Here is a 21,906-nt window from a genome sequence, read left to right on the forward strand (position 1 = left end):
CCTCTCATCCCACCAGCTTGCGCAACTGCTGCCGCACCCACGCCTCGGCGCTGACCATGACCACCCCGAGCAATACCATCACCGCGCCGATCACGAAGTTCAAGCTCAACGGCTCATCCAGCAGCAACACGCCGAAGGTCACCCCGAACAGCGGCGTGATGAAGGAAAACACCGCCAGGTTCGAGGCCAGGTATTTGCGCAGCAACCAGAACCAGGTCAGGTAACTGACGAACGACACCACGATCCCCTGGAACAGCACACTGCCCACCGCCAGCGGGGTCAGCGAGAAATCGGCGATCTGCCCGCTCACCAGGGCGATCAGCACCAGCCCGACAAACCCCACCGCCAGCTGGTAGAACAGCGTCAGGGTCGCCGGCGCCTCGGACAGGCGCGAGCCGCGCACCACCACCGTGGTCGCGCCCCAGGCCAGGCCTGCCAGGATCGCCAGGGCATCGCCCAGCAACATGCGTCCATCGAGGTACTCTAGGGAAACGCCACCAGCAAAGGCCAGGGCAATCCCCCCGAAGGCCAGCAGGATGCCCAGCCACTGCAACAGCCGCAGCCGTTCGCTGGGCATCATGAAATGCAGCCCCAGGGCGGTGAAGATCGGCGCGGTGTAGAGAAACACCGACATATGCGCCGCCGAGGTCAGCTTCAGCCCCTCGGCGATGAACAGGAACTCCAGGCCGAACAGCGCGCCGGCCAGCAACCCGGCACGCCAGGTGCTGCCCACCTGGCTCCAGCCTCCCCGCCAGCAGACCAGCAGCCCCACCAGCAGCGCGGCGATGCCATTGCGAAACGCCGCCTGCATGACCGGTGCAATGTCCACGGCAGCGGATTTGATCAGCACCTGCTGGCAGCCCCAGATCAGGCACAGCCCCAGCATGACCTGGAAGGCGAAGGCGTCGGGGTTCTTGCGGACCGCAGTCATGGGCGGCCCCTCAGCGGGTTGAACGGCATGGCAAGGCTCGGCAGTGAGAATGGATCCCGATTATCGGGGGACCGGCCTTGCCGATGCCAGTCTAAATTGATCCGCCAGCGATCTGTGCCTTGGCCGAGACGTGCTCGAAGGTGGCTTCGTCCAGCGCATCAGCCTGTTCATCGAGCACCTGGCGTGGGTGTTCGAAGCCCGGAATGCTGCTGTCGATCAGGCTGAGCAGGCGCGAGCCACGCGGACTGAGGACGAAATTCTCGCCGTTGCCGCCTTCCGCTTCAGGCCGGCTCTCGATGAAACCCCGTTCCAAGAGGATCTTTTCGTACTCGCAGGCCTGGGCCTTGAGCTGGTTCAGATCGCCCGGCGCCTCGCCATCGGCGGCCAGCGCGGCGGCATGCTGCTCGGCATAGGGGCGTGGCGTGAAACTGTGACCGGCGCCGTTCTGCACTTCGTGCAGCAAGCGTTCGATCAAGTCCCAGTCGTATGTGCTCATGGGGTAAGCCTCCTGCTGTGGACAAGTAGGTACACAGCGTGGGACTGACAGAGGTTGCCAGGTGTTCAATCAGAAACCGAGGCCACCCCATTGCTCCTCGACGGCTAAAAGTCGTTCAGCATTTCACGTATGTACTCGGAAAAACTGTCCGCCACTTGATGCGCTTCACGGCTTACCGGGTCGATATCGATAACCACCCAGCCATTGTTCGTATCGAACCCCGAGCAGTACCCTTGGTCGTGCAGGCCAGCAAGGCGGCAAGCATGCAAGCTCGCCCCCGGTTAAAACGCATAGACATCATCCAGTCCCTGGACCACGGAAAAGAGCGCGGGATATTATTTAGCCATCATCATGGCGTCAAATTAATATCGTCAAAAAACCGTGAAAGTCATCTGATGCCTGAACCAGCAGTCACCCGGACTGAACTTCCTCGCAGACCGGCGCCTCCACCGGACTGAATCCACTGGTAACAAGGAGTCGAGGGATGAAACCGTTGCCATGCCTTATCTGCGCGGCCACCCTGCTCTGTGCACAGCCCATCTTGGCCTGCACACCGGAAGAGGCCACGCAAAAAAGAGAAGAACTGGCAGGGCTGGTCAGTCAGTTGACCGAACAGAACCCGCGCAAGGCCAAGGAGATAAACGACGAGCTCCAGCACATGGAGCTCGGAACGGCCAGCAAGGACTTGCCGGACAAATGCCAGTTGATCGACAAGCGCATCCAGGAACTTAAAGAAGCGGAAAGGAAAACCTGACCGCGCCAGTGTCAGCGTCGCTGCTGGGCCTGCATGTACTGGCGAAGCAACTGGTTGATGCGGGTCTGGTAGCCGGCGCCCTGTTCCTTGAACCAGGCCAGCACGTCGGCGTCCAGGCGGATGGTCACCGTTTGCTTGGCCGGCACTCGCAGCTCGGCGCGGCGGAAGAAGTCATCGTCGAGTTCGGGGATGTCCGAGGTATCGACCGGGGCTTGGTCTTGCTCACAGTTTATGGACGGTTTCGACATAGCGCGTTACCTCACGTCGGGTGGCTCTTCTGGCGGAAATGATGCGGATCACATCACCCTGCCGTTCGGTGTAGGCGACCAGGCTGACCCAGGCATTGATCCAGCCCATGCCGATCCAGCGTGCCTCCGGGTACTCGAATCGCTCATCGCGCAACGCCAGCATCGGCTGGCGGAACATCTCGGGCACGTCGTTGAAGTCGATACCGTGCTTGCGGATGTTGAGCAGGTTCTTTTCCTCGTCCCATTCAAATCGTACGGGACAATCGTATTTACAGCTGTACATACGCTACTCCTCCTTGACTGCACATGCCAGAGGAGTGTGGCGGGTAGGCGACAAAATGCCCGGGCTTGAACAGGGTTTGGGAAATGGGCTACGCGCCCTGGGGAAGGAGGTGAAGCAACCCGCCACCGTTGCAGTGGCGGGCTCATTGCCGGTGATATTTACTCAGCGGCTGGCTTGCGCTTTTTCAGTGGTGCCAGGCCGTCGGAGCTGGCCAGAGGCGCATTGGCCTTGGGCTTGGCGGTAGGCCTCTTCTTGGCGGCACCCTTCTTGTCGCCACCGGCCTTCTTCTCGACCTTTTTCTTCTTGCTGCCGGCTGCCTTGCCCGAGGCCTTGACCTTCTTCGGCCCGCTGTAGGTACCCTTGACCTCCTTGATGACGCGGCGCTCGAACTGCTGCTTGAGGTAGCGTTCGATGCTGGACATCAGGTTCCAGTCGTTGTGGGTGATCAGCGAGATCGCCAGGCCTTCGCCACCGGCACGGCCGGTGCGACCGATACGGTGCACGTACTCGTCACCGCTGCGAGGCATGTCGAAGTTGATCACCAGGTCCAGGCCGTCGATGTCCAGGCCGCGAGCCGCGACGTCAGTGGCCACCAAGACCTTGGAGCCGCCATCCTTGAAGCGGTCGATGGCCAGCTTGCGGTCCTTCTGGTCCTTCTCGCCGTGCAGGACGAAAGCCTTGACCTCCTTGGCCACCAGGTGTCCGTAGATACGGTCGGCCAGGGCACGGGTGTTGGTGAAGATGATTGCCTTCTGGTAGGTCTCATTGGCCAGCAGCCACTGCACGATCTGCTCTTTGTGCTGGTCGTGGTCGGCGGTGATGATCTGCTGGCGGGTGCCTTCGGCCAGTTGCGAGACACTGTTGAGCATCAGGTGCTCGGGGTCCTTGAGCACTTTACCGATGATATCGCGAAGGGCCGCCCCGCCGGTGGTGGCCGAGAACAGCAGGGTCTGTTTGCGATTCTCGCACTCCTTGCACAGGCGCTCCATGTCTTCGGCGAAGCCCATGTCGAGCATGCGGTCGGCTTCGTCGAGGATCAGCACCTCCACGTGCGACAGGTCCAGGTTGCCAGCATTGAGCTGCTCGAGCAGACGGCCAGGGGTGCCGATCAGCACATCCGGCACCTTGCGCAGCATGGCGGCCTGTTCCTTGAAGTCTTCACCGCCGGTGACCAGGCCCGACTTGATGTAGGTGAACTGCGAGAACAGTTTCACTTGCTTGAGGGTTTGCTGGGCCAGCTCGCGGGTCGGCAGCAGGATCAGCGCACGGATCTCCACGCTCGGGCCGCTGCGGTCGACCAGGCGGTTGAGCAGCGGCAGCACGAAGGCGGCGGTCTTGCCGCTGCCGGTTTGCGCCGTCACCCGCAGGTCACGCCCTTGCAGGGCCAGGGGAATGGCCGCTGCCTGCACCGGCGTCGGCTCGACAAATTTCAGCTCGGCCACGGCTTTGAGCAGGCGTTCGTGCAGGGCGAATTGGGAAAACACGGGGTAACCTCGGGCAAGTGCGAAAAATTCAGTTGCATAGGGTAACGTTTTCCGTGGCCAGAACCGAATTTCTTTTGGCAACTTTGCGCCGATCCACGCTCTAATACCCCTTCATACCGCAACACAGACCGCTTTCACGCCCATGGACATCCAACGCTTCTGGCGCGACGCCCTCGACCTCTGGGGCACGCTCGACCAACATCCGCTGCTGCATGCCGCCCTCGGCCTGATCGTGCTGCTGCTGGTCTCGCTGCTGATCGGCCGCCTCGCCCGCTTCCTGATCCTGCACTCCACCCGCCTGCTCGGCCGCCAACAGGCGCTCAGGTGGCTGGACGACCTGCGCCACAACAAAGTGTTCCACCGCCTGGCGCAGACCACCCCGTCGCTGGTGGTGCAGTTCGGCCTGAAGCTGGTGCCGGAGCTGTCGGCCACCACCCAGCACTTCCTCGGCAACGTCGCCCTGGCGGTGACCCTGCTGTTCATGACCCGCGCCCTGTCCTGCCTGCTCGACGCGCTGCTGGACATCTACGCACGCACCGAGCACGCCCGCACCCGCTCGATCAAGGGATACATGCAGCTGGCCAAGATGATGCTGTGGATCTTCGCCGCCATCGTCATCGTCGCCACCCTGATCGACCGCTCGCCGCTGTTGCTGCTGTCGGGCCTGGGCGCCATGTCGGCGGTGCTGCTGTTGGTATACAAGGACACCCTGCTGTCGTTCGTCGCCAGCGTGCAACTGACCAGCAACGACATGCTGCACGTCGGCGACTGGATCGAGATGCCCCAGGCCGGCGCCGATGGCGACGTGGTGGACATCACCCTGCACACGGTCAAGGTACAGAACTTCGACAAGACCATCGTCTCGATCCCCACCTGGCGCCTGATGAGCGAGTCGTTCCGCAACTACCGCGGCATGCAGCAGTCCGGCGGGCGTCGGATCAAGCGCAGCCTGTTCATCGACGCCGCCGGCGTGCGCTTCCTCAGCCCGGACGAAGAACAGCGCCTGGGCCAGGTACGCCTGCTGGGCGACTACCTGGCGCAGAAGCGCCAGGAACTGCATCACTGGAACGAGGCCCTGGGCCCGGTGGCGGAGCTTTCGGCCAACCGCCGCAAGCTGACCAACATCGGTACCTTCCGCGCCTTCGCCCTGGCCTACCTGAAGAACCACCCCAACGTGCACCCGAACATGACCTGCATGGTCCGCCAGATGCAGACCACCGCCGAAGGCGTGCCGCTGGAGATCTACTGCTTCACCACCACAACGGTATGGGCCGAATACGAGCGCATCCAGGGCGATATCTTCGACTACCTGCTGGCGGTGCTGCCGGAGTTCGGGCTGAGCCTGTACCAGCAACCGAGCGGTAAAGACATGCGGGTGGGATTGGCGACCAGGCCGTTGCCTCAGACCCAGCCACGCAGCCTGGATGCATTGAGCGAAGCCTGACCGTCCAATCGGGGCGCCCGAGCGGGCGCCCCTTTGCATTGCGCCCCCAAGACGCTCTAACCTAGGGCCATCCAGGACGACGTCATCACGGAAGATCGACGGCCCACTCGCCACGCCCATCCCTGACGCTCGACAAACGCCTGCCACAGCCCTCGTGAGCGAGCCATGCCTCAGGACATTTCCAGCGTTTCACTGCACGACGCCCCGCCATCGCCTCGGCGCAAGGCGCTTGCCGCCGCCAGCCTCGCCCATGGCGTGCATGACGGGCTGACCGATGTCATCTACGTGTTGCTGCCCCTCTGGCAGGTCGCCTTCGGCCTCAGCTACGCCCAGGTCGGACTGCTGCGCGGCGCCTACGCCGGCATGATGGCGGGCTTTCAGTTGCTGGCCAGCAAAGGCGCCCGGCGCTGGGGCCGCGAGGCCCTGTTGGTCCGCGGCACGGCGCTGGCCGGGCTGGCCTACCTGCTGGCCGCCCAGGCCAGTGACCTGAACCTTCTGCTGATCGCCCTGATGCTCGCCGGCCTCGGCGCCAGCACCCAGCACCCGCTGGCCAGCGCGCTGGTCGCCGATGCCTACGAAGGCAGTGGCAAGGTGAAACAGGCCCTGGCCCAGTACAACTTCGCCGGGGATATCGGCAAGGCGCTGATCCCCGGCCTGGTCGGCCTGGTGCTGGTGTATGTGTCATGGCAGGCCAACGCCACCGCGCTTGGCCTGCTCGGCCTGGGGGCGGCAGCGGCGCTGTGGTGGCTGTTGCGTCAGGCACCACCCGCAGGGCGATCAACGCACAAGGCCACAGCCCACGACCAGGTTGGCTCAAGGTCGGGGCTCGCGGCGCTGATCGCCACCGGCACCCTCGACAGTGGCGTGCGCATGGGTTTTCTGACCTTCCTGCCATTCCTGCTGCAGGGCAAGGGTGCGACCACTGCGCAGATCGGCCTGGCCCTGACATTGCTGTTCATCGGCGGCGCCTTCGGCAAGCTGTTCTGCGGCTACCTGGGCGCCCGGCTGGGGCCGCTACGCACCGTGGTCTGTACCGAGCTGCTGACCGCCGCGCTGATCCTGGTAGCGCTGCTGTTGCCCTATCTCCCGTTGATGCTGGTGATGCCTCTGATCGGCGTCGCCCTCAACGGCACTTCATCGGTGCTGACCGGGCTGGTGCCGGACTTCGCCGGCCGCGAGCAGCGGGAACGGGTGTTCGCCTGCTTCTATACCGGCACCGTCGGCGGCGGCGCGCTGGCGCCGGTGCTGATCGGCGCGATATCCGACCACACGGGAGTGGAACAGGGATTGATGGCGCTGGCAGGCACGCTGCTGCTGACACTGCCCTTGTGCCTGATCGTGCACACTGGCCTGCCGCGCCGGCAATGACCCTCAGGCCGCTCCAGGCAGCCTCGCGCGCTGGCCGCCCAAGCGGCTCAGCCATACCGATGCCAGGATCACCGAACCGCCAATGGCCAGGCGCCCAAGCGGTTCGTCCTGGTTCCAGATCAGCAGGTTGAGCAGCAGGCCCACCGGCACATGCAGGTTGTTCATGACCGCCAGGGTGCCGCCAGAGACCAGGCAAGCGCCCTTGTTCCACCAGTACAGCCCTAGCGCCGTCGGACACAGGCCCAGGAACAGCAGCACCAGCCACTGGGTGTCGGTGCTCGGCAGGTGCTGGGCATTGCCGAACAGTAGGAAGGCCGGCAACACCACCAGCAACGCGCCCAGGTAGAAATAGCCGAACCGGCGATAGTGCGGCAGGTCGCTGGGGTGGCGGGCCACCAAGTGGCGGTACAGCACCTGGCCGGCGGCGTAGGTGAAGTTGGCCAGTTGCAGCAACAGGAAACCGATGAAGAACTCACCGGTGACCGTGTCGAAGCGGATCACCGCCGCGCCGGCCACCGCCACCAGGGCAGCAAGCAGCGCCCAGGGGTTGAAGCGCCGGTTCAGGGCATCCTCGATCAAGGTGACATGCAGCGGGGTAAGGATGGTGAACAACAGTACTTCCGGCACCGTCAGCACGCGGAAGCTGAGGTACAGGCAGACATAGGTGATGCCGTACTGCAGCGCGCCGATCAGCAGCATCGCGCGCATGAAACGCGGCTCGACCTGGCGCCAGCGGGTCAGTGGCAGGAACACCAGCCCGGCCAGCAGCACCCGGACCAGCACGGCGAAGTAACTGTCGACGTGGCCGGCCAGGTATTCGCCGATCAGGTTGAAGGAGTACGCCTGGATCAGCGCGACGATTATCAGGTAGCCCATGGTTGGCCCTCGTGGATCAAGGCGGGGACCTTAGCGGGTTGGGCCTGGGCAGTTCAACCATGGGGGTTGTGGGGGCAGTAAAAGCCTCTTCTCTGGCAAGCCCACTACCACAGGCCTTGAAAGCAGTGTTTTCTCTGTGAGAGCAACTGCCTTGCAGAACATTCATGGTTTGCATTTGCCCTTGTGGGAGCGCAAGGCATGAGGTCGGCATAAAAAAGCCCGGCCAAGTACTGGCCGGGCAGGCACACCCAAAGGAGCAACAAGGTGTCAGGGTTGGGAATTCGTCGCGGCTCAGGCCACCGCGGCCAGTCTTGCCTTGGCCTGGTTCAGGCCCTTCTCGTGGAACTCGCCGCTCATGTTCAGGCCTTCGGCGTGGATGAAGTCCACATCGTGGATACCGATGAAGGCCATCACCTGGCGCAGGTAGGGTTCCTGGTGGTCGCTGCTGGCGCCGGCATGGATGCCGCCGCGGGCGGTCAGGACGATGGCGCGCTTGCCGTTGAGCAGGCCCTGCGGCCCGGTCGGGGTGTACTTGAAGGTGATGCCGGCGCGCAGCACGTGGTCCAGCCAGGCTTTCAAGGTACTGGGGATGGTGAAGTTGTACATCGGCGCGGCCATCACCAGCACGTCGGCGGCCAGCAGTTCGTCGGTCAGCACGTTGGAACGTGCCAGCGCCTCACGCTCGGCGGCGCTGCGCTGTTCCTCAGGCTTCATCCAGCCGCCAAGCAGGTTGGCGTCCAGGTGCGGCACGGGGTTCACCGCCAGGTCGCGCACCTTGATCTCGTCGGCCGGATGCGCCGCTTGCCATTGCTGGATGAAGTCCAGGGTCAGTTGACGGGAAACGGAATCCTGCTGGCGGGCGCTGCTTTCGATGATCAGTACGCGGGACATGGGCTGCCTCCATCGGCGGTAAAGGGTGGCGATTCGATGGAGGTGAGATTAGTGGTTGACCTATCGATAAAAAAGCGTAAAAAGTGGGATCAACCTATCGATTAATCTGTTTATTCGGCTTTGCAGTCGAGCACGATGCGCAGCTTGATGATCTGCCGGTTGAACTTGGCGGTGACATCCACGCTCCTGCCGGCGGGCACATTGACCCGACGCACCCGTGGCGCCTCAGGGCCGTTGCGGAAGGTGACCTTGCACGCCGCCGGCACCTGCCCATAGTTGTTGAGGCTGATCGAGCCGATGTCATAGGCCGTGTCGTAGACGGTGTAATCGACCTTGACCCCGGTCAGGTCCTTTTCCACGTCGATCGGGTATGCCATGGCCCCGAGGGGTAGGCACAACAGCAAAGCCGCACAACATTTCTTCATACGGGCGCTCTCCTTGGGAAGAGCGCAGCTTAGGACAACAGGAGCCCTGGATGAAAGCACCGCGCGTTACCCTGGATCAGTGGCGGACCCTGCAGGCAGTGGTCGACCACGGCGGGTTCGCCCAGGCCGCCGAGGCCCTGCACCGCTCGCAGTCGTCGGTGAGCTATACCGTGGCGCGGATGCAGGAGCAGTTGGGCGTGCCGCTGCTGCGCATCGATGGGCGCAAGGCGGTGCTGACCGAGGCCGGCAGCGTGCTGCTGCGCCGTTCGCGACAACTGGTCAAGCAGGCCAGCCAGCTGGAAGACCTGGCCCACCACATGGAACAGGGCTGGGAGGCCGAAGTGCGCCTGGTGGTCGACGCCGCCTACCCCAGCGCCCGCCTGGTACGCGCCCTGGCCGCCTTCATGCCGCAGAGCCGCGGCTGCCGGGTACGCCTGCGCGAAGAAGTGCTGTCCGGGGTCGAGGAAGTGCTGCACGAAGGCATCGCCGACCTTGCCATCAGCAGCTTCAACATCGGCGGCTACCTGGGCACCGAACTGAGCCCGGTGGAGTTCATCGCCGTCGCCCACCCCGAGCACGCCCTGCACCGCATGGGCCGCGAAATTACTTTCCAGGATCTGGAAAGCCAGTTGCAGGTGGTGATCCGCGACTCCGGCCGGGCCCAGCCGCGCGATGTCGGCTGGCTCGGCGCCGAGCAGCGCTGGACGGTCGGCAGCCTGGGCACCGCGGCGACCTTCGTCGGCAGCGGCCTGGGTTTTGCCTGGCTGCCCCGGCACATGATCGAGCGCGAGCTGCGCGAAGGCGTGCTCAAGCCCCTGCCGCTGGATCAGGGTGGCAGCCGCCATCCGCTGTTCTACCTTTACTCCAGCAAGGAAAAGACCCTGGGCCCGGCCACGCAGATCCTCATCGAACTGCTGCGCAACTTCGACACCGCGCCGCTGGACGTGCCCTTCGCAGCCCCCCCGCAAGCCTGAGAGGACCGCGCCCATGGCCTGTTTCGAACATGACGGATGCCTGCTGCATTACGAGGAACATGGCCAGGGCGAGCCCCTGGTGCTGCTGCACGGGCTGGGTTCGAGCAGCCAGGACTGGGAACTGCAGGTGCCCGAGCTCGGCCGCCAGTATCGGGTGATCCTCATGGACATCCGCGGCCACGGGCAATCCTCCAAGCCGCGCAAGGGCTACCAGATAAAGACTTTCAGCGCTGATCTGCTGGCCCTGCTGCGCCATCTGGACACCGGCCCGGTGCACTTCGTCGGCCTGTCCATGGGCGGCATGGTCGGTTTCCAGTTTGCCGTCGACCACCCCGACTGGCTGCGCAGCCTGTGCATCGTCAACAGCGCCCCCGAGGTCAAGCGACGCACCCGCAGCGACTGGATCTGGTGGCTCAAGCGCTGGGGCCTGGCACGCCTGCTCAGCGTCGAGACCGTCGGCAAGGGCCTGGCTGCGCGGCTGTTTCCCAAGCCGGAGCAGACCGAACTGCGGCGCAAGATGGCCGAGCGCTGGGCGCGCAACGACAAGCGTGCCTATTTGAAAAGCTTCGACGCCATCGTCGACTGGGGCGTGCAGGAACGCATCGGCCAGATCCGCTGTCCCACCCTGGTGATCGCCGCCGACCACGATTACACACCGATACAACTGAAGGAGCGTTACGTCGCCCTGATGCCCAACGCCAGGCTGGCGGTCATCGACGATTCGCGGCACGCTACGCCCCTGGATCAACCCGAAGTCTTCAACCGTACCGTGCTGCAGTTCCTCGCAGCCGCTTCCACCTCTCAAGGATCTTTGAGCCCATGCTGAAAAAACTTCTGCTCACCGCCTGCTCGGTCGCCCTCGCCACCAGCGTCATGGCCTCCGACAAGACCCCGCACGTTGAGCTGGTCACCAGCTTCGGCAAGATCGAGATCGAGCTGAACGCAGAAAAAGCACCGATCAGTACCAAGAACTTCCTCCAGTACGTGGACAGCGGCTTCTACAACAACACCATCTTCCACCGCGTGATCCCGGGCTTCATGGTCCAGGGCGGTGGCTTTACCGACCAGATGGTGCAGAAGAGCACCAAGGACCCGATCCGCAACGAAGCGAGCAACGGCCTGCAGAACACCCGCGGCACCCTGTCCATGGCCCGCACCTCCGACCCGAACTCGGCCACCAGCCAGTTCTTCATCAACGTCGCCGACAACGACTTCCTCAACCCGGGCCGCGACCGTGGCTACGCGGTGTTCGGCAAGGTCACCAAGGGCATGGAGGTGGTCGACCAGATCGTCAACTCGCCGACCACCGTCAAGAAAGGCATGCGCGATGTGCCGGCCGATCCGGTCTACATCAAGTCGGCCAAACGCATCGATTGATCCCGCGCCGCACAGGGACGTGAGTCGGGTCGAACAGGAGTGTCGTCACCCATGCTGTACCGTCGTTTCGAGCAGTTGATCGACATTTTCCGCGAGGCGCCCAGCGAGGCGCCTCCCGGCAAGGTCTGGCCCTTCTATCTCTACTACCTGCGCCAGGTGTGGCCGAGCTTCCTCGCCCTGCTGATCGTCGGCCTGATCGCCTCGCTGATCGAAGTGGCGCTGTTCAGCTACCTGAGCCGGATTATCGACCTGGCCCAGGGCACGCCCAACGCCAATTTCTTCAGCGAGCACAGCGGCGAGCTGATCTGGATGCTGGTGGTGGTGCTGTTGCTGCGGCCGGTGTTTTTCGGCCTGCATGACCTGCTGGTGCACCAGACCATCAGCCCGGGCATGACCAGCCTGATCCGCTGGCAAAACCACACCTACGTGCTCAAGCAGAGCCTGAACTTCTTCCAGAGCGACTTCGCCGGGCGCATCGCCCAGCGCATCATGCAGACCGGCAACTCCCTGCGCGATTCGGCGGTGCAGGCGGTGGACGCGCTGTGGCACGTGCTGATCTACGCCATCAGTTCGCTGGTGCTGTTCGCTGAGGCCGACTGGCGGCTGATGCTGCCGCTGCTGGTGTGGATCGCCTGCTATATCGGTGCGCTGTACTACTTCGTGCCACGGGTGAAGGAGCGCTCGGTGATTTCCTCCGACGCCCGCTCCAAGCTGATGGGGCGCATCGTCGACGGCTACACCAACATCGCCACGCTCAAGTTGTTCGCCCATACCGACTACGAGCAGCAGTACGCCCGCGAGGCGATCAGCGAGCAGACCGAGAAGACCCAGCTGGCCTCGCGGGTGATCACCAGCATGGACGTGGTCATTACCTCGCTGAACGGCCTGCTGGTGGTTACCACCACCGGCCTTGCCCTGTGGCTGTGGAGCCAGTCGCTGATCAGCGTCGGCGCCATCGCCCTGGCCACAGGCCTGGTGATCCGCATCGTCAACATGTCCGGCTGGATCATGTGGGTGGTCAACGGCATCTTCGAGAACATCGGCATGGTCCAGGACGGCCTGCAGACCATTGCCCAGCCGGTCACCGTCAGCGACAGGCCCAACGCCGCGGCACTCAAGGTCAGCCGCGGGGCGGTGCGCTTCGACCATGTCGACTTCCACTACGGCAAGGGCGGCAAGGTGATCGACGCGCTGAACCTGGACATCCGTCCTGGCGAGAAGATCGGCCTGATCGGTCCGTCCGGCGCCGGCAAGTCGACCCTGGTCAACCTGCTGCTGCGCCTGTACGACATCGACAGCGGGCGCATCCTCATCGACGGCCAGGACATCGCCGAGGTCAACCAGGCCAGCTTGCGCGCGCAGATCGGCATGATCACCCAGGACACTTCGCTGCTGCACCGCTCAATCCGCGACAACCTGCTGTACGGCCGGCCGGATGCCAGTGACGAGGAAGTCTGGGAAGCAGTGCGCCGGGCCCGAGCCGACGAGTTCATCCCGCAGCTGTCCGATGCCCAGGGCCGCACCGGCTTCGACGCCCATGTCGGCGAGCGCGGCGTCAAGCTCTCCGGCGGCCAGCGCCAGCGCATCGCCATTGCCCGGGTATTGCTGAAGAACGCGCCGATCCTGATCATGGATGAGGCGACCTCGGCGCTGGACTCGGAGGTCGAGGCGGCAATCCAGGAGAGCCTGGAGACGCTGATGCAGGGCAAGACGGTGATCGCTATCGCCCACCGCCTGTCGACCATCGCCCGCATGGACCGGCTGATCGTGCTGGACAAGGGGCATATCGTCGAAAGCGGCAGCCATGCCGAGCTGCTGGCACAGCGCGGGTTGTATGCGCGGTTGTGGCATCACCAGACCGGGGGATTTGTCGGCGTCGATTGACGCAGGTTTGATGGGCGGGTGTTCGTGGGAGCGGGCTTGGCCCGCGTTGGCGATGACCGGGATGGACGTTATCGCGGGGCAAGCCCGCTCCCACGCCCCCGCTCTCCCACGCAAAGGCTGTCAAACCTGACGATACGGCAACATCCCCCTCGCCTCGTCGGCATAGGCCATCACCCCTTCGCGCTCCTGGCTCAGGAAGTCCGCGACCGCCCGGCGCAACCCCGGGTGCAGCAGGTAATGCCACGACCGTGTGATCACCGGCTCAAACCCGCGAATCAGCTTGTGCTCGCCCTGGGCCCCGGCATCGAAGCGCTGCAGGCCTTCGCCGATCGCGAAGTCCATGCCCTGGTAGAAACAAGTCTCGAAATGCAGGCGGTCGAATTCGTCCAGGCAACCCCAGTAGCGGCCGTACAGGCTGTCGCCCCCCACCAGGCTGAAGGCCATCGCCACCTCGCGCCCTTGCTGCCGGGCAATCACCACGCGAATCGCCTCGGGCATGCGCTCGGCCACCAGGCTGAAGAACTCGCGAGTCAGGTACGGTGCTCGTCGCCGTACGGCATAGGTGTTGGCATAGCAGCGGTAGACGAAGTCCCACTGCGCCTCGCTCAGTTCATCGCCGCGGTACCAGGCGAAATCGATCCCGTGCCCCGCCACCTGTTCACGCTCCTTGCGCATCTGCTTGCGCTTGCGTGAGCTGAGGGTGTCGAGAAAGTCCTGGAAGTCCCGGTAACCCCGGTTACGCCAGTGGAACTGGCAGCCCAGGCGCTCCAACCAGCCCGGCTGGCCGGCAATGGCCGCGTCCAGCACACTGTCGGTGAAGTTGATGTGCGCCCCCGACAGCCCACCCTTGCCCAGGTACTCGGGAATCGCCTGCAACAGCAGCAGGCCATCGGCTGGATCGGCGGCCAGCAGACGCGGCCCCGCGACCGGACTGAACGGCACCGCGCCGAGCAGCTTGGGGTAGTAGGCAATGCCCGCGCGCTCACAGGCATCGGCCCAGCCATGGTCGAACACGTACTCGCCGAACGAATGCCACTTGCGGTAGGCCGGCAGCAGCGCCCGTACCTCGCCATCGCGCTCCAGCACCAGGTGTTCGGCGGCCCAGCCGGTGTCGGGCACCACGCTACCACTGTCTTCCATGGCACTGAGAAAGGCGTGGCGCAGGAACGGCTGACCGTCGGGCACCAGCGCGTCCCAAGTGGTCGCCGGCAGGTCGCGCAGGTGGGCAAGGCTGTGAAGGCTGATCACGGTTGCAACTCGCTATGGACAGGGCGCCAGTATTGCCAAAGCCGCCGTGACACACAAATGACGGCCTGTTTACTTAACAACAGTGCCACTATTCAGACATTATTCTGTCATTCCCCCCCGCAATACTTGCGCCTGTTTTCCGGAACCCCAGAACCTGTCTATTCAGGCCCTTTCCGAAGACATGCCAACTCGGGGGCGGGCGCTTGAGCCTCCCCACTTTTTCCAACAGGGAGAACCTTATGCGTCTTGTTTCTACACTTACTGGAGTGAGCCTCACCGGCATGATGCTGGCTCTGAGTACTCCGGCCAGTGCTGCTGTCGACGCCAAGCTGCTCGAAATACTCCGCGCCAACGGCTCGATCAACCAGGCGCAGTACACCGAACTGCAGGGCGACCTGGCAAAGGAAACCAAGGAAAAGGCCGACCAGAAAGCCCAGTCCGAGCGCCTGAGCTCCTTCGAGCAGAAAGTGGCATGGGCCGCCAAGACCCAGATCAAGGGTGATGTGCGCCTGCGCTACGAAGACGTCAACGTCGACAACCCCAACAGCCGCAGTGGCAACCAGGACCGCGAGCGTGTGCGTGCCCGCGTCGGTTTCTACAGCGAGATCAACCCGCAGGTCGACGCTGGCATTCGCGTGGCCACCGGCAGCAGCTCGGACGCCCGCTCGACCAACCAGAGCCTGGACAACTACTTCGACAAGAAATCGCTGTGGGTGGACCTGGCCTACCTCGACTGGCACCCGACCGCCGTGCCGAACCTGCACCTGATCGGCGGCAAGATGCTGCAGCCGTGGGTGAGCATGGGCGACATCATCTGGGACAGCGACATCAACCCGGAAGGCGTGGCCGTCACCTACAAGACCAACCTGGGCGGCGCCGAAGTGTTCGGCAGCGCCGGTCACTACACCCTCAAGGACAACGTCGACGGCGACGGCGTGCAGTTCAAGCACGACGCACAGCTGTACCACGGCCAATTGGGCACCAAGTTCAACCTGGCTGACAGCGTCAAGGTCACCGTCGGCGGCAGCCTCTACGGTTTCGACAACGACAAGAAGTCGGCCGTGCTGCGCAGCTTCGGCAACACCACCACCGAGTTCAACCTGGCCGAAGGCTTCGGCCAGGTGGACTTCACCGGCTTCGCCATCCCGCTGTCGGCCTATGGCCAGTTCGTCAAGAACACCGACAGCACCGACGGCGAGGACAAGGCCTGGCTGGCCGGTTTGAAGACCAAGGTGGGCGCCTGGAGCCTGGACTACAACTACCGCGACGTGCAGCGCAACGCCGTGGTCAGCCTGTTCACCGACTCCGACTTCGGCGCAGGCTTCACGGGTTCGCGTGGTCACAAGTTCAAGGTCGGCTACGAGATCGACAAGAACTTCTCCCTGGGCGCGGCCTACCTGATGGCCAAGACCGACCTGTCGCAGTTGCCGAACAACAACGCCGACGTCGACACCCTGCAGGTCGACCTGGAAGCCAAGTTCTAAGCGCTACGTACCCTTGCTCCACCCAGAAGCGGGAAATGCTGACCCCATCCAGCGTTTCCCGCTTTTTTTGCCTGTCAGAAAGCCGGGGCTGCTTTGCAGCCCCGATAGAGAAGTAAAAGTAGGTATCAGCGTTTACGCAGAACCACACTACCAATCGAATAGCCAGCACCGAACGAACTCAGTACCCCCAGCGAACCCTTGGCCAGATCATCCTGATACAGGTGGAAGGCAATCACCGAACCCGCCGAACTGGTGTTGGCATAGCGATCCAGGATCACCGGCGCATCTTCCTCGGCCACTTCACGCCCCAGCAGCTTCTTGACGATCAGGTGGTTCATGCTCAGGTTGGCCTGGTGCAGCCAGAAGCGCTTGACGTCCGACGGCTGCAGGTCGTTCTCGGCCAGGTGCTGGCCGATCAGCTCGGCAACCATCGGGCAGACTTCCTTGAACACCTTGCGGCCTTCCTGCACGAACAGTTTGTCGCGGGCACCGATGCCCTCTTCCGCGGCGCGGTTGAGGAAACCGAAGTTGTTGCGGATGTTGTTGGAGAACGCCGTCAGCAGCTTGGTGCTGACGATGTCGAACTGATGTTCGGAGGTCGCCAGGTCGGCACGCTCGACCAGCACGGCGGTGGCGGCGTCGCCGAAGATGAAGTGGCTGTCGCGGTCACGGAAGTTCAGGTGGCCGGTGCAGATCTCCGGGTTGACCACCAGCACCGCGCGCGACTGGCCCAGCTGCACGCTGTTGGCGGCGGTCTGGATACCGAAGGTGGCCGACGAGCAGGCCACGTTCATGTCAAAGGCGAAGCCCTGGATGCCCAGTGCCTGCTGCACTTCGATGGCGATGGCCGGGTACGGGCGCTGCAGGTTGGAACAGGCGACGATCACCCCGTCTACATCGGCGGCGGTGCGCCCGGCACGCTCCAGGGCCTGGCGAGCGGCGGCCACGCCCATCTCGCAGAGGATCGATTGTTCGTCGTTGCCGCGCTCGGGCAGACGCGGCTTCATGCGCTGCGGATCGAGAATACCGGCCTTGTCCATGACGAAGCGGCTCTTGATACCCGAGGCCTTCTCGATGAAGGCGGCGTCGGACAGCGGCGCCGCCTCGACCTCGCCACGCTCGATGGCGGCGGCGTTGTCACGGTTGAAACGCTGTGCCCAGGCGTTGAAAGATTCCACCAGTTCTTCGTTGGAAATGCTTTGGGCCGGGGTGTACAGGCCGGTGCCGCTGATGACGACGTTGTGCACGGTCGTTCCTCTGGTCTGGGGCCATCGCCACAAGGCGCTGGCCGGAATAAGGGCAACTTAATGGCACCTTGGTACCAATTTTGAGGCGAGGGCTGCGCCCTCGTTTGCGGCACAAGGCCGCTCCTACAGCATCGGCGTTCTTCTGTAGGAGCGGACTTGTGCCGCGATCGGCCGCACAGCGGCCGTAAATTCCACCAAGTTTGCCACAACTTGGGGAGTTTAGGCTTCCACCTGACTCCACTGTTTGCTCAGTCGCTTGTCGGAAACCGGCACCTTCGTCCCCAGTTGCTGGGCAAACAACGACACCCGGTATTCCTCCAGCAGCCAGCGGTACAGGGTCAGCTGCTCATCGCGCTTGCCTTCCTGGGCATGCTTGTCGGCGCGGGCCCGGTACTGCGCCCAGCAATTGGCCAGCTCGGCGCTCCACACCCGGTCCTTCTGCACCTGAGACCCCAGTTTCTCCAGACGCAGTTCCACCGCCTTGAGATAACGTGGCAGCTCCTTGAACCAGGCACCCGGTGTCTCCCGCACGAAGCCCGGGTACACCAGGTTGGCCAGCTGCTGCTTGATGTCGTTGAGCGCCACCGCCTGGCTCAGGTCGATCTTGCCCTTGAAGCGCTTCTGCAGGCCATGCCACAGCTTCAGTACCTCCAGGGTAAGGCGGGCCAGGCGTTCGGCGTGCTCGGTCCAGTTGCCGCGCTTGCGTTCGGCCAGCGAGGCCAGGCCCGCGCCATCACGCGGCAGCGGGTCTTCGCCTTCCAGCACACAGCTGTCGAGGCTGGCCAGGAGGATATCCTCGACCAGCGCCTCGACCCGGCCCAGTTCACGGTACAGCAGCCCCAGCTCAGTCAGCCCCGGCAGCTTGCCGCGCAGGAACTTGGCCGGCTCCGCCAGCTGTTGCAGCAACAGGCGCTGCAAGGCGCGACGGTGCTGGAACTCGGCTTCGGCCTGGGTCGAGAAGCGCCCCTCGCGCACCGTGCCGTTGTCCTCGACCAGCGCCGGATAGACCGTCATCGACAGCCCGGCGATCTTCTGCTGGGCGGTCTGCGCCACCTGCGCGAAGGCCTTGGCCTGTACCGGCTGCTCGGCCTTCTCGCTGCGCGGCAGGGCCAGCGCCGCCTGGCTGGCGGCCGCGAAGCGGGCGGTCAGCTCGGCGAGGTCGCGACCTTCGCCGAGGAACTTGCCCTGGGCGTCGACCACTTCGATGTTCATGCGCAGATGGCCTTCCACCAGCCCGGCCGCCTCCGCCCAGGCCTCGTCCGACACCCGCGCTCCGGTCATGCGCAGCAACTCCTGGCCCAGCGCCTGCGGCAATGCCCCTTGGCCGAACGCCATACGCGACAGGGCCGCCTTGACGAAGTCGGGCACCGGCACGAAGTTCTTGCGCAGGGCCTTGGGCAGGTTGCGCACCAGGGCGATGCACTTGGCCTCAAGCAGACCGGGCACCAGCCATTCCAGGCGTTCGCCCGGCAGGTTCGGCAACAGCGGCGCCGGCACCCGCACGGTCACGCCGTCACGCGGGTGGTTCGGTTCGAAGTGATAGCTCAGCGACAGGCGCAGATCGCCCACCTGCAGGTGGTCCGGATACTGCGCGGCGGTGACCTCGCTGGCCTCGCGGGCGAGCACGTCCTCTTCGCGCATGATCAGCAGGTTCGGATCCTTCTGGCTGTTCATCCGGTACCAGCTGTCGAAGGTCGCCGTCTGGTGGATCTCTTCGGGCAGGCGCGCCTCGTAGAAGGCGTACAGCGTCTCCTCGTCGGCCAGAATATCGCGCCGGCGGGCCTTGGCCTCCAGCTCGTCGAGCTGCTCGAGCAGGCGCTTGTTGGCCGCCAGGCACTTGGCCCGGGACTGGATCTCGCCACCGACCAGGCCGTCGCGGATGAACAGCTCGCGGGAAGTGACCGGGTCGATCGGGCCGAAATGCACCGGTCGACGGCCGACCAGGATCAGCCCGTAGAGGGTAATCTGCTCGTAGGCCACCACCTGGCCGCGCTTCTTCTCCCAGTGCGGTTCGAAGTGGTTCTTCTTGATCAGGTGGGTGGCCAGCGGCTCGATCCAGTCCGGCTCGATCTTGGCCACCATGCGCGCATACAGCTTGGTGGTCTCCACCAGTTCCGCGGCCATCACCCACTGCGGTCGCTTGCGGCCGATGCCCGACGACGGGTGAACCCAGAAACGCCGCTGACGCGCGCCCTGATAGTCGCCCTCCTCGGTCTTCTGGCCGATCTGGCTGAGCAGGCCGCTGAGAATCGCCTTGTGCAGGGGCTGGTAGTCGCAGGCGTCCTTGTTCACCGCCAATTGCAGGTCGCGGCAGATCAGCGCCAGCTGGCGATGGGCGTCACGCCACTCGCGCAGGCGCAGGTAGTTGAGGAAGTTCTTGCGGCACCAGTTGCGCAGCGGGCTGGCGGTCAGCGCCTGGCGCTGCTCCTCGAAACCACGCCACAGGTTGACCAGCGCGGCGAAGTCGGAATCGACATCCTTCCACTGCGCATGGGCCTGGTCAGCGGCCTGCTGGCGCTCCGGCGGGCGCTCACGCGGGTCCTGCACCGACAGCGCGCTGGCGACGATCAGCACTTCCTGCAGGCTGCCCTGGCGGGCGCCTTCGAGCAGCATGCGGCCCAAACGCGGATCGATCGGCAGGCGCGCCAGCTGGCGGCCCAGCGGCGTCAGCTGGTTCTCGCGGTTGACCGCCGACAGTTCCTGCAACAGGTTGAAGCCGTCGCTGATGGCCTTGCCATCCGGCGGCTCGATGAACGGGAAGGCGTCGATCGCGCCCAGGCGCAGGTGCAGCATCTGCAGGATCACCGCGGCCAGGTTGGTGCGCAGGATCTCCGGGTCGGTGAACGCCGGCCGGCCGTTGAAATCGTCCTCGCTGTACAGGCGGATGCAGATGCCCGGCTCGACCCGGCCGCAGCGGCCTTTACGCTGGTTGGCGCTGGCCTGGGACACCGCCTCGATGGGCAGGCGCTGGACCTTGGCGCGGTAGCTGTAGCGGCTGATGCGCGCGGTGCCGCTGTCGATCACGTAGCGGATGCCCGGCACCGTCAGCGAGGTTTCGGCGACGTTGGTCGCCAGCACCACGCGCCGGCCGCTGTGGGACTGGAAGATCCGCTGCTGCTCGGCCGGCGACAGCCGCGCATACAGCGGCAGGATCTCGGTGTGGCGCAGCTGCGCCTTGCGCAGGATCTCGGCGGCGTCGCGAATCTCGCGCTCGCCGGGCAGGAACACCAGCACATCGCCCGGGCCCTTGCCCTGGCTGCGCTCGTGCTGGGCGATCTCGTCGAGGCTGGCGAGGATCGCCTGGTCGACGGAAAGGTCCTCCTCGACCTGGTTGCCCTCCTCGTCGTGCTCGCTGGTCAGCGGTCGGTACCAGGTTTCCACCGGGTAGGTACGCCCGGACACCTCGATGATCGGCGCGCCGTCGAAGTGCTTGGAGAAGCGCTCCAGGTCGATGGTCGCCGAGGTGATGATCAGCTTCAGGTCCGGGCGGCGGTGCAGCAGGGTCTTGAGATAGCCGAGCAGGAAGTCGATATTCAGGCTGCGCTCATGGGCCTCATCGACGATGATCGTGTCGTAGCGCTCGAGGAAGCGGTCGTGCTGGGTCTCGGCCAGCAGGATACCGTCAGTCATCAGCTTGACCAGGGTGTTCGAATCGCTCTGGTCCTCGAAGCGCACCTGGTAGCCGACCAGCGCCCCCAACGGCGTGCCCAGCTCCTCCGCGACCCGCGCCGCCACGCTGCGCGCGGCGATCCGCCGGGGCTGGGTGTGGGCAATCAGGCCATGGCTGCCGCGGCCCAGCTCCAGGCAGATCTTCGGCAGCTGGGTGGTCTTGCCGGAACCGGTCTCGCCGGCGATCACCAGCACCTGGTGCTCGGCCAGGGCCTTCTTGATCTCGTCGCGCTTGGCGGCGATGGGCAGGTTGTCGTCGTAGCGAATGCTCGGCACGCTCTGCTGGCGCGCGGTGACCTGGGCGCAGGAGGCCTGGACCTTTTCCACCCACTGCGCGAGCTTGCCCTCGTCGGGGCGCTTGCGCAGCTCGTGCAATTGCCGGCGCAACCGATGGCGGTCGGCGATCATGGCGTGGTCGAGGTTCTTCAGCAGTTGGTCGATGGCGTGATCTGTCATGGGGCTTTTTAATGATGCAGGCGAGTGCTGCTTTTTCATGATCGGCAGGCGTAAGAGGCGCGATTGTCGCAGATTTGCGAAATCGATGCTGCCTGTGCCCGCCGTTCAGTCGCGATCACGCTCGAAATAACGGGAGCGCTTGAACAACAACGGGGTAGCAATTGCGACGAAAAAAGCTGACCAGCCACCTGCCAACTAGCCTAAAACTGTGGGAAGCGTCCTAAGCTGCTGCAGCGCGGGGGGCAGACTTGCCAATGTTTAGCTCTCACCGGAATGAACGTCGCCATTCACTGCTTTAATCAACCTTACAGGCCATGTGAGTATCCAGGGATGCTTCCCGACCCGATGAACGCCCGCCCGCTGCCCT

19 protein-coding genes are annotated in these 21,906 nt (G+C 64.3%); 8 read left to right on the forward strand and 11 right to left on the reverse strand.

All coding sequences use genetic code 11. The annotated features are described in order from the left end of the window. Positions 1-4 precede the first annotated feature (4 nt). Both CC207_RS21115 and CC207_RS21120 read right to left on the reverse strand, forming a co-directional pair. Positions 5-931 (reverse strand): DMT family transporter, encoded by a 927-nt coding sequence (locus CC207_RS21115; protein WP_084943071.1) that lies wholly within the window; start codon positions 929-931, stop codon positions 5-7. Between the two features lie 91 nt (positions 932-1,022). Further along, the gene (locus tag CC207_RS21120; protein WP_028691123.1) at positions 1,023-1,427 is read right to left on the reverse strand and encodes a hypothetical protein; all 405 of its coding nucleotides are present in this window, start codon (positions 1,425-1,427) and stop codon (positions 1,023-1,025) included. A gap of 484 nt (positions 1,428-1,911) precedes the next feature. On the opposite strand from CC207_RS21120, the gene CC207_RS21125 reads away from it, so the two are divergent. Next, a complete protein-coding gene (locus tag CC207_RS21125) occupies positions 1,912-2,181 on the forward strand; it encodes a hypothetical protein (RefSeq protein ID WP_028693087.1) in 270 nt (89 codons plus the stop codon). A gap of 11 nt (positions 2,182-2,192) precedes the next feature. On the opposite strand, the gene CC207_RS21130 is transcribed toward CC207_RS21125, so the two are convergent. The 3 genes from CC207_RS21130 to CC207_RS21140 form a co-directional block, all read right to left on the reverse strand. After that, positions 2,193-2,429 (reverse strand): BrnA antitoxin family protein, encoded by a 237-nt coding sequence (locus CC207_RS21130; protein ID WP_028693086.1) that lies wholly within the window; start codon positions 2,427-2,429, stop codon positions 2,193-2,195. Next, entirely contained in the window at positions 2,404-2,712 is a 309-nt protein-coding gene (locus CC207_RS21135) for a BrnT family toxin (RefSeq protein WP_028693085.1), read from the reverse strand. Before CC207_RS21135 ends, CC207_RS21130 begins: the two co-directional genes overlap by 26 nt. Before the next feature lie 158 nt (positions 2,713-2,870). Next, on the reverse strand, positions 2,871-4,196 hold the full coding sequence (locus CC207_RS21140) for a DEAD/DEAH box helicase (RefSeq protein WP_028693084.1): 1,326 nt from the start codon (positions 4,194-4,196) through the stop codon (positions 2,871-2,873). A 142-nt stretch (positions 4,197-4,338) separates the two neighbouring features. On the opposite strand from CC207_RS21140, the gene CC207_RS21145 reads away from it, so the two are divergent. Both CC207_RS21145 and CC207_RS21150 read left to right on the forward strand, forming a co-directional pair. Next, positions 4,339-5,640, forward strand: a complete 1,302-nt coding sequence (locus CC207_RS21145) for a mechanosensitive ion channel family protein (RefSeq protein ID WP_088852706.1) — start codon at positions 4,339-4,341, stop codon at positions 5,638-5,640. Between the two features lie 165 nt (positions 5,641-5,805). Then, a complete protein-coding gene (locus tag CC207_RS21150; protein ID WP_088852707.1) occupies positions 5,806-7,008 on the forward strand; it encodes an MFS transporter in 1,203 nt (400 codons plus the stop codon). A 3-nt stretch (positions 7,009-7,011) separates the two neighbouring features. On the opposite strand, the gene CC207_RS21155 is transcribed toward CC207_RS21150, so the two are convergent. The 3 genes from CC207_RS21155 to CC207_RS21165 all read right to left on the reverse strand — a co-directional run bounded on the left by CC207_RS21155 (position 7,012) and on the right by CC207_RS21165 (position 9,200). Next, entirely contained in the window at positions 7,012-7,884 is an 873-nt protein-coding gene (locus CC207_RS21155; protein WP_088852708.1) for a carboxylate/amino acid/amine transporter, read from the reverse strand. Positions 7,885-8,175: 291 nt separating this feature from the next. Then, the gene (locus CC207_RS21160; protein WP_028693076.1) at positions 8,176-8,775 is read right to left on the reverse strand and encodes an FMN-dependent NADH-azoreductase; all 600 of its coding nucleotides are present in this window, start codon (positions 8,773-8,775) and stop codon (positions 8,176-8,178) included. Between the two features lie 110 nt (positions 8,776-8,885). After that, positions 8,886-9,200: a hypothetical protein gene (locus tag CC207_RS21165; protein ID WP_028693075.1), complete on the reverse strand. Its 315-nt coding sequence runs from the start codon at positions 9,198-9,200 to the stop codon at positions 8,886-8,888. Positions 9,201-9,250: 50 nt separating this feature from the next. Between CC207_RS21165 and CC207_RS21170 the strand changes: the two genes are divergently transcribed. The 4 genes from CC207_RS21170 to CC207_RS21185 are packed head-to-tail and all read left to right on the forward strand — an operon-like array spanning position 9,251 to position 13,435. Further along, complete coding sequence (locus CC207_RS21170) at positions 9,251-10,174, forward strand: LysR family transcriptional regulator (protein WP_028693074.1); 924 nt, start codon at positions 9,251-9,253, stop codon at positions 10,172-10,174. Positions 10,175-10,187: 13 nt separating this feature from the next. Next, entirely contained in the window at positions 10,188-11,000 is an 813-nt protein-coding gene (locus CC207_RS21175) for an alpha/beta fold hydrolase (RefSeq protein ID WP_028693073.1), read from the forward strand. After that, the gene (locus CC207_RS21180) at positions 10,994-11,551 is read left to right on the forward strand and encodes a peptidylprolyl isomerase (RefSeq protein ID WP_088852709.1); all 558 of its coding nucleotides are present in this window, start codon (positions 10,994-10,996) and stop codon (positions 11,549-11,551) included. Before CC207_RS21175 ends, CC207_RS21180 begins: the two co-directional genes overlap by 7 nt. Before the next feature lie 51 nt (positions 11,552-11,602). Next, positions 11,603-13,435 (forward strand): ABC transporter ATP-binding protein, encoded by a 1,833-nt coding sequence (locus CC207_RS21185; RefSeq protein ID WP_028693071.1) that lies wholly within the window; start codon positions 11,603-11,605, stop codon positions 13,433-13,435. 120 nt (positions 13,436-13,555) lie between these two features. Here the strand turns inward: CC207_RS21185 and CC207_RS21190 are convergent, their stop codons facing one another. Continuing rightward, positions 13,556-14,683 (reverse strand): GNAT family N-acetyltransferase, encoded by a 1,128-nt coding sequence (locus CC207_RS21190; protein WP_088852710.1) that lies wholly within the window; start codon positions 14,681-14,683, stop codon positions 13,556-13,558. Positions 14,684-14,922: 239 nt separating this feature from the next. On the opposite strand from CC207_RS21190, the gene CC207_RS21195 reads away from it, so the two are divergent. Then, on the forward strand, positions 14,923-16,167 hold the full coding sequence (locus CC207_RS21195; protein ID WP_028693069.1) for a putative porin: 1,245 nt from the start codon (positions 14,923-14,925) through the stop codon (positions 16,165-16,167). Positions 16,168-16,292: 125 nt separating this feature from the next. Here the strand turns inward: CC207_RS21195 and CC207_RS21200 are convergent, their stop codons facing one another. Beyond that, positions 16,293-17,414, reverse strand: a complete 1,122-nt coding sequence (locus CC207_RS21200) for a beta-ketoacyl-ACP synthase III (protein ID WP_028693068.1) — start codon at positions 17,412-17,414, stop codon at positions 16,293-16,295. A 219-nt stretch (positions 17,415-17,633) separates the two neighbouring features. Beyond that, positions 17,634-21,539 (reverse strand): ATP-dependent RNA helicase HrpA, encoded by a 3,906-nt coding sequence (gene hrpA / locus CC207_RS21205; protein WP_062360604.1) that lies wholly within the window; start codon positions 21,537-21,539, stop codon positions 17,634-17,636. Positions 21,540-21,906 lie beyond the last annotated feature (367 nt).

Origin of the sequence: Pseudomonas sp. DrBHI1 (assembly GCF_002205115.1) — a bacterium.
Taxonomy (GTDB): domain Bacteria; phylum Pseudomonadota; class Gammaproteobacteria; order Pseudomonadales; family Pseudomonadaceae; genus Aquipseudomonas; species Aquipseudomonas mosselii.

Excerpts from the sequence above, each read along its gene's own strand:
- CC207_RS21115 (WP_084943071.1), bottom strand. The coding sequence starts at position 931 with ATGACTGCGGTCCGCAAGAACCCCGACGCCTTCGCCTTCCAGGTCATG.
- CC207_RS21120 (WP_028691123.1), bottom strand. The coding sequence starts at position 1,427 with ATGAGCACATACGACTGGGACTTGATCGAACGCTTGCTGCACGAAGTG.
- CC207_RS21125 (WP_028693087.1), top strand. The coding sequence starts at position 1,912 with ATGAAACCGTTGCCATGCCTTATCTGCGCGGCCACCCTGCTCTGTGCA.
- CC207_RS21130 (WP_028693086.1), bottom strand. The coding sequence starts at position 2,429 with ATGTCGAAACCGTCCATAAACTGTGAGCAAGACCAAGCCCCGGTCGAT.
- CC207_RS21135 (WP_028693085.1), bottom strand. The coding sequence starts at position 2,712 with ATGTACAGCTGTAAATACGATTGTCCCGTACGATTTGAATGGGACGAG.
- CC207_RS21145 (WP_088852706.1), top strand. The coding sequence starts at position 4,339 with ATGGACATCCAACGCTTCTGGCGCGACGCCCTCGACCTCTGGGGCACG.
- CC207_RS21150 (WP_088852707.1), top strand. The coding sequence starts at position 5,806 with ATGCCTCAGGACATTTCCAGCGTTTCACTGCACGACGCCCCGCCATCG.
- CC207_RS21155 (WP_088852708.1), bottom strand. The coding sequence starts at position 7,884 with ATGGGCTACCTGATAATCGTCGCGCTGATCCAGGCGTACTCCTTCAAC.
- CC207_RS21160 (WP_028693076.1), bottom strand. The coding sequence starts at position 8,775 with ATGTCCCGCGTACTGATCATCGAAAGCAGCGCCCGCCAGCAGGATTCC.
- CC207_RS21165 (WP_028693075.1), bottom strand. The coding sequence starts at position 9,200 with ATGAAGAAATGTTGTGCGGCTTTGCTGTTGTGCCTACCCCTCGGGGCC.
- CC207_RS21170 (WP_028693074.1), top strand. The coding sequence starts at position 9,251 with ATGAAAGCACCGCGCGTTACCCTGGATCAGTGGCGGACCCTGCAGGCA.
- CC207_RS21175 (WP_028693073.1), top strand. The coding sequence starts at position 10,188 with ATGGCCTGTTTCGAACATGACGGATGCCTGCTGCATTACGAGGAACAT.
- CC207_RS21180 (WP_088852709.1), top strand. The coding sequence starts at position 10,994 with ATGCTGAAAAAACTTCTGCTCACCGCCTGCTCGGTCGCCCTCGCCACC.
- CC207_RS21185 (WP_028693071.1), top strand. The coding sequence starts at position 11,603 with ATGCTGTACCGTCGTTTCGAGCAGTTGATCGACATTTTCCGCGAGGCG.
- CC207_RS21195 (WP_028693069.1), top strand. The coding sequence starts at position 14,923 with ATGCGTCTTGTTTCTACACTTACTGGAGTGAGCCTCACCGGCATGATG.
- hrpA (WP_062360604.1), bottom strand. The coding sequence starts at position 21,539 with ATGACAGATCACGCCATCGACCAACTGCTGAAGAACCTCGACCACGCC.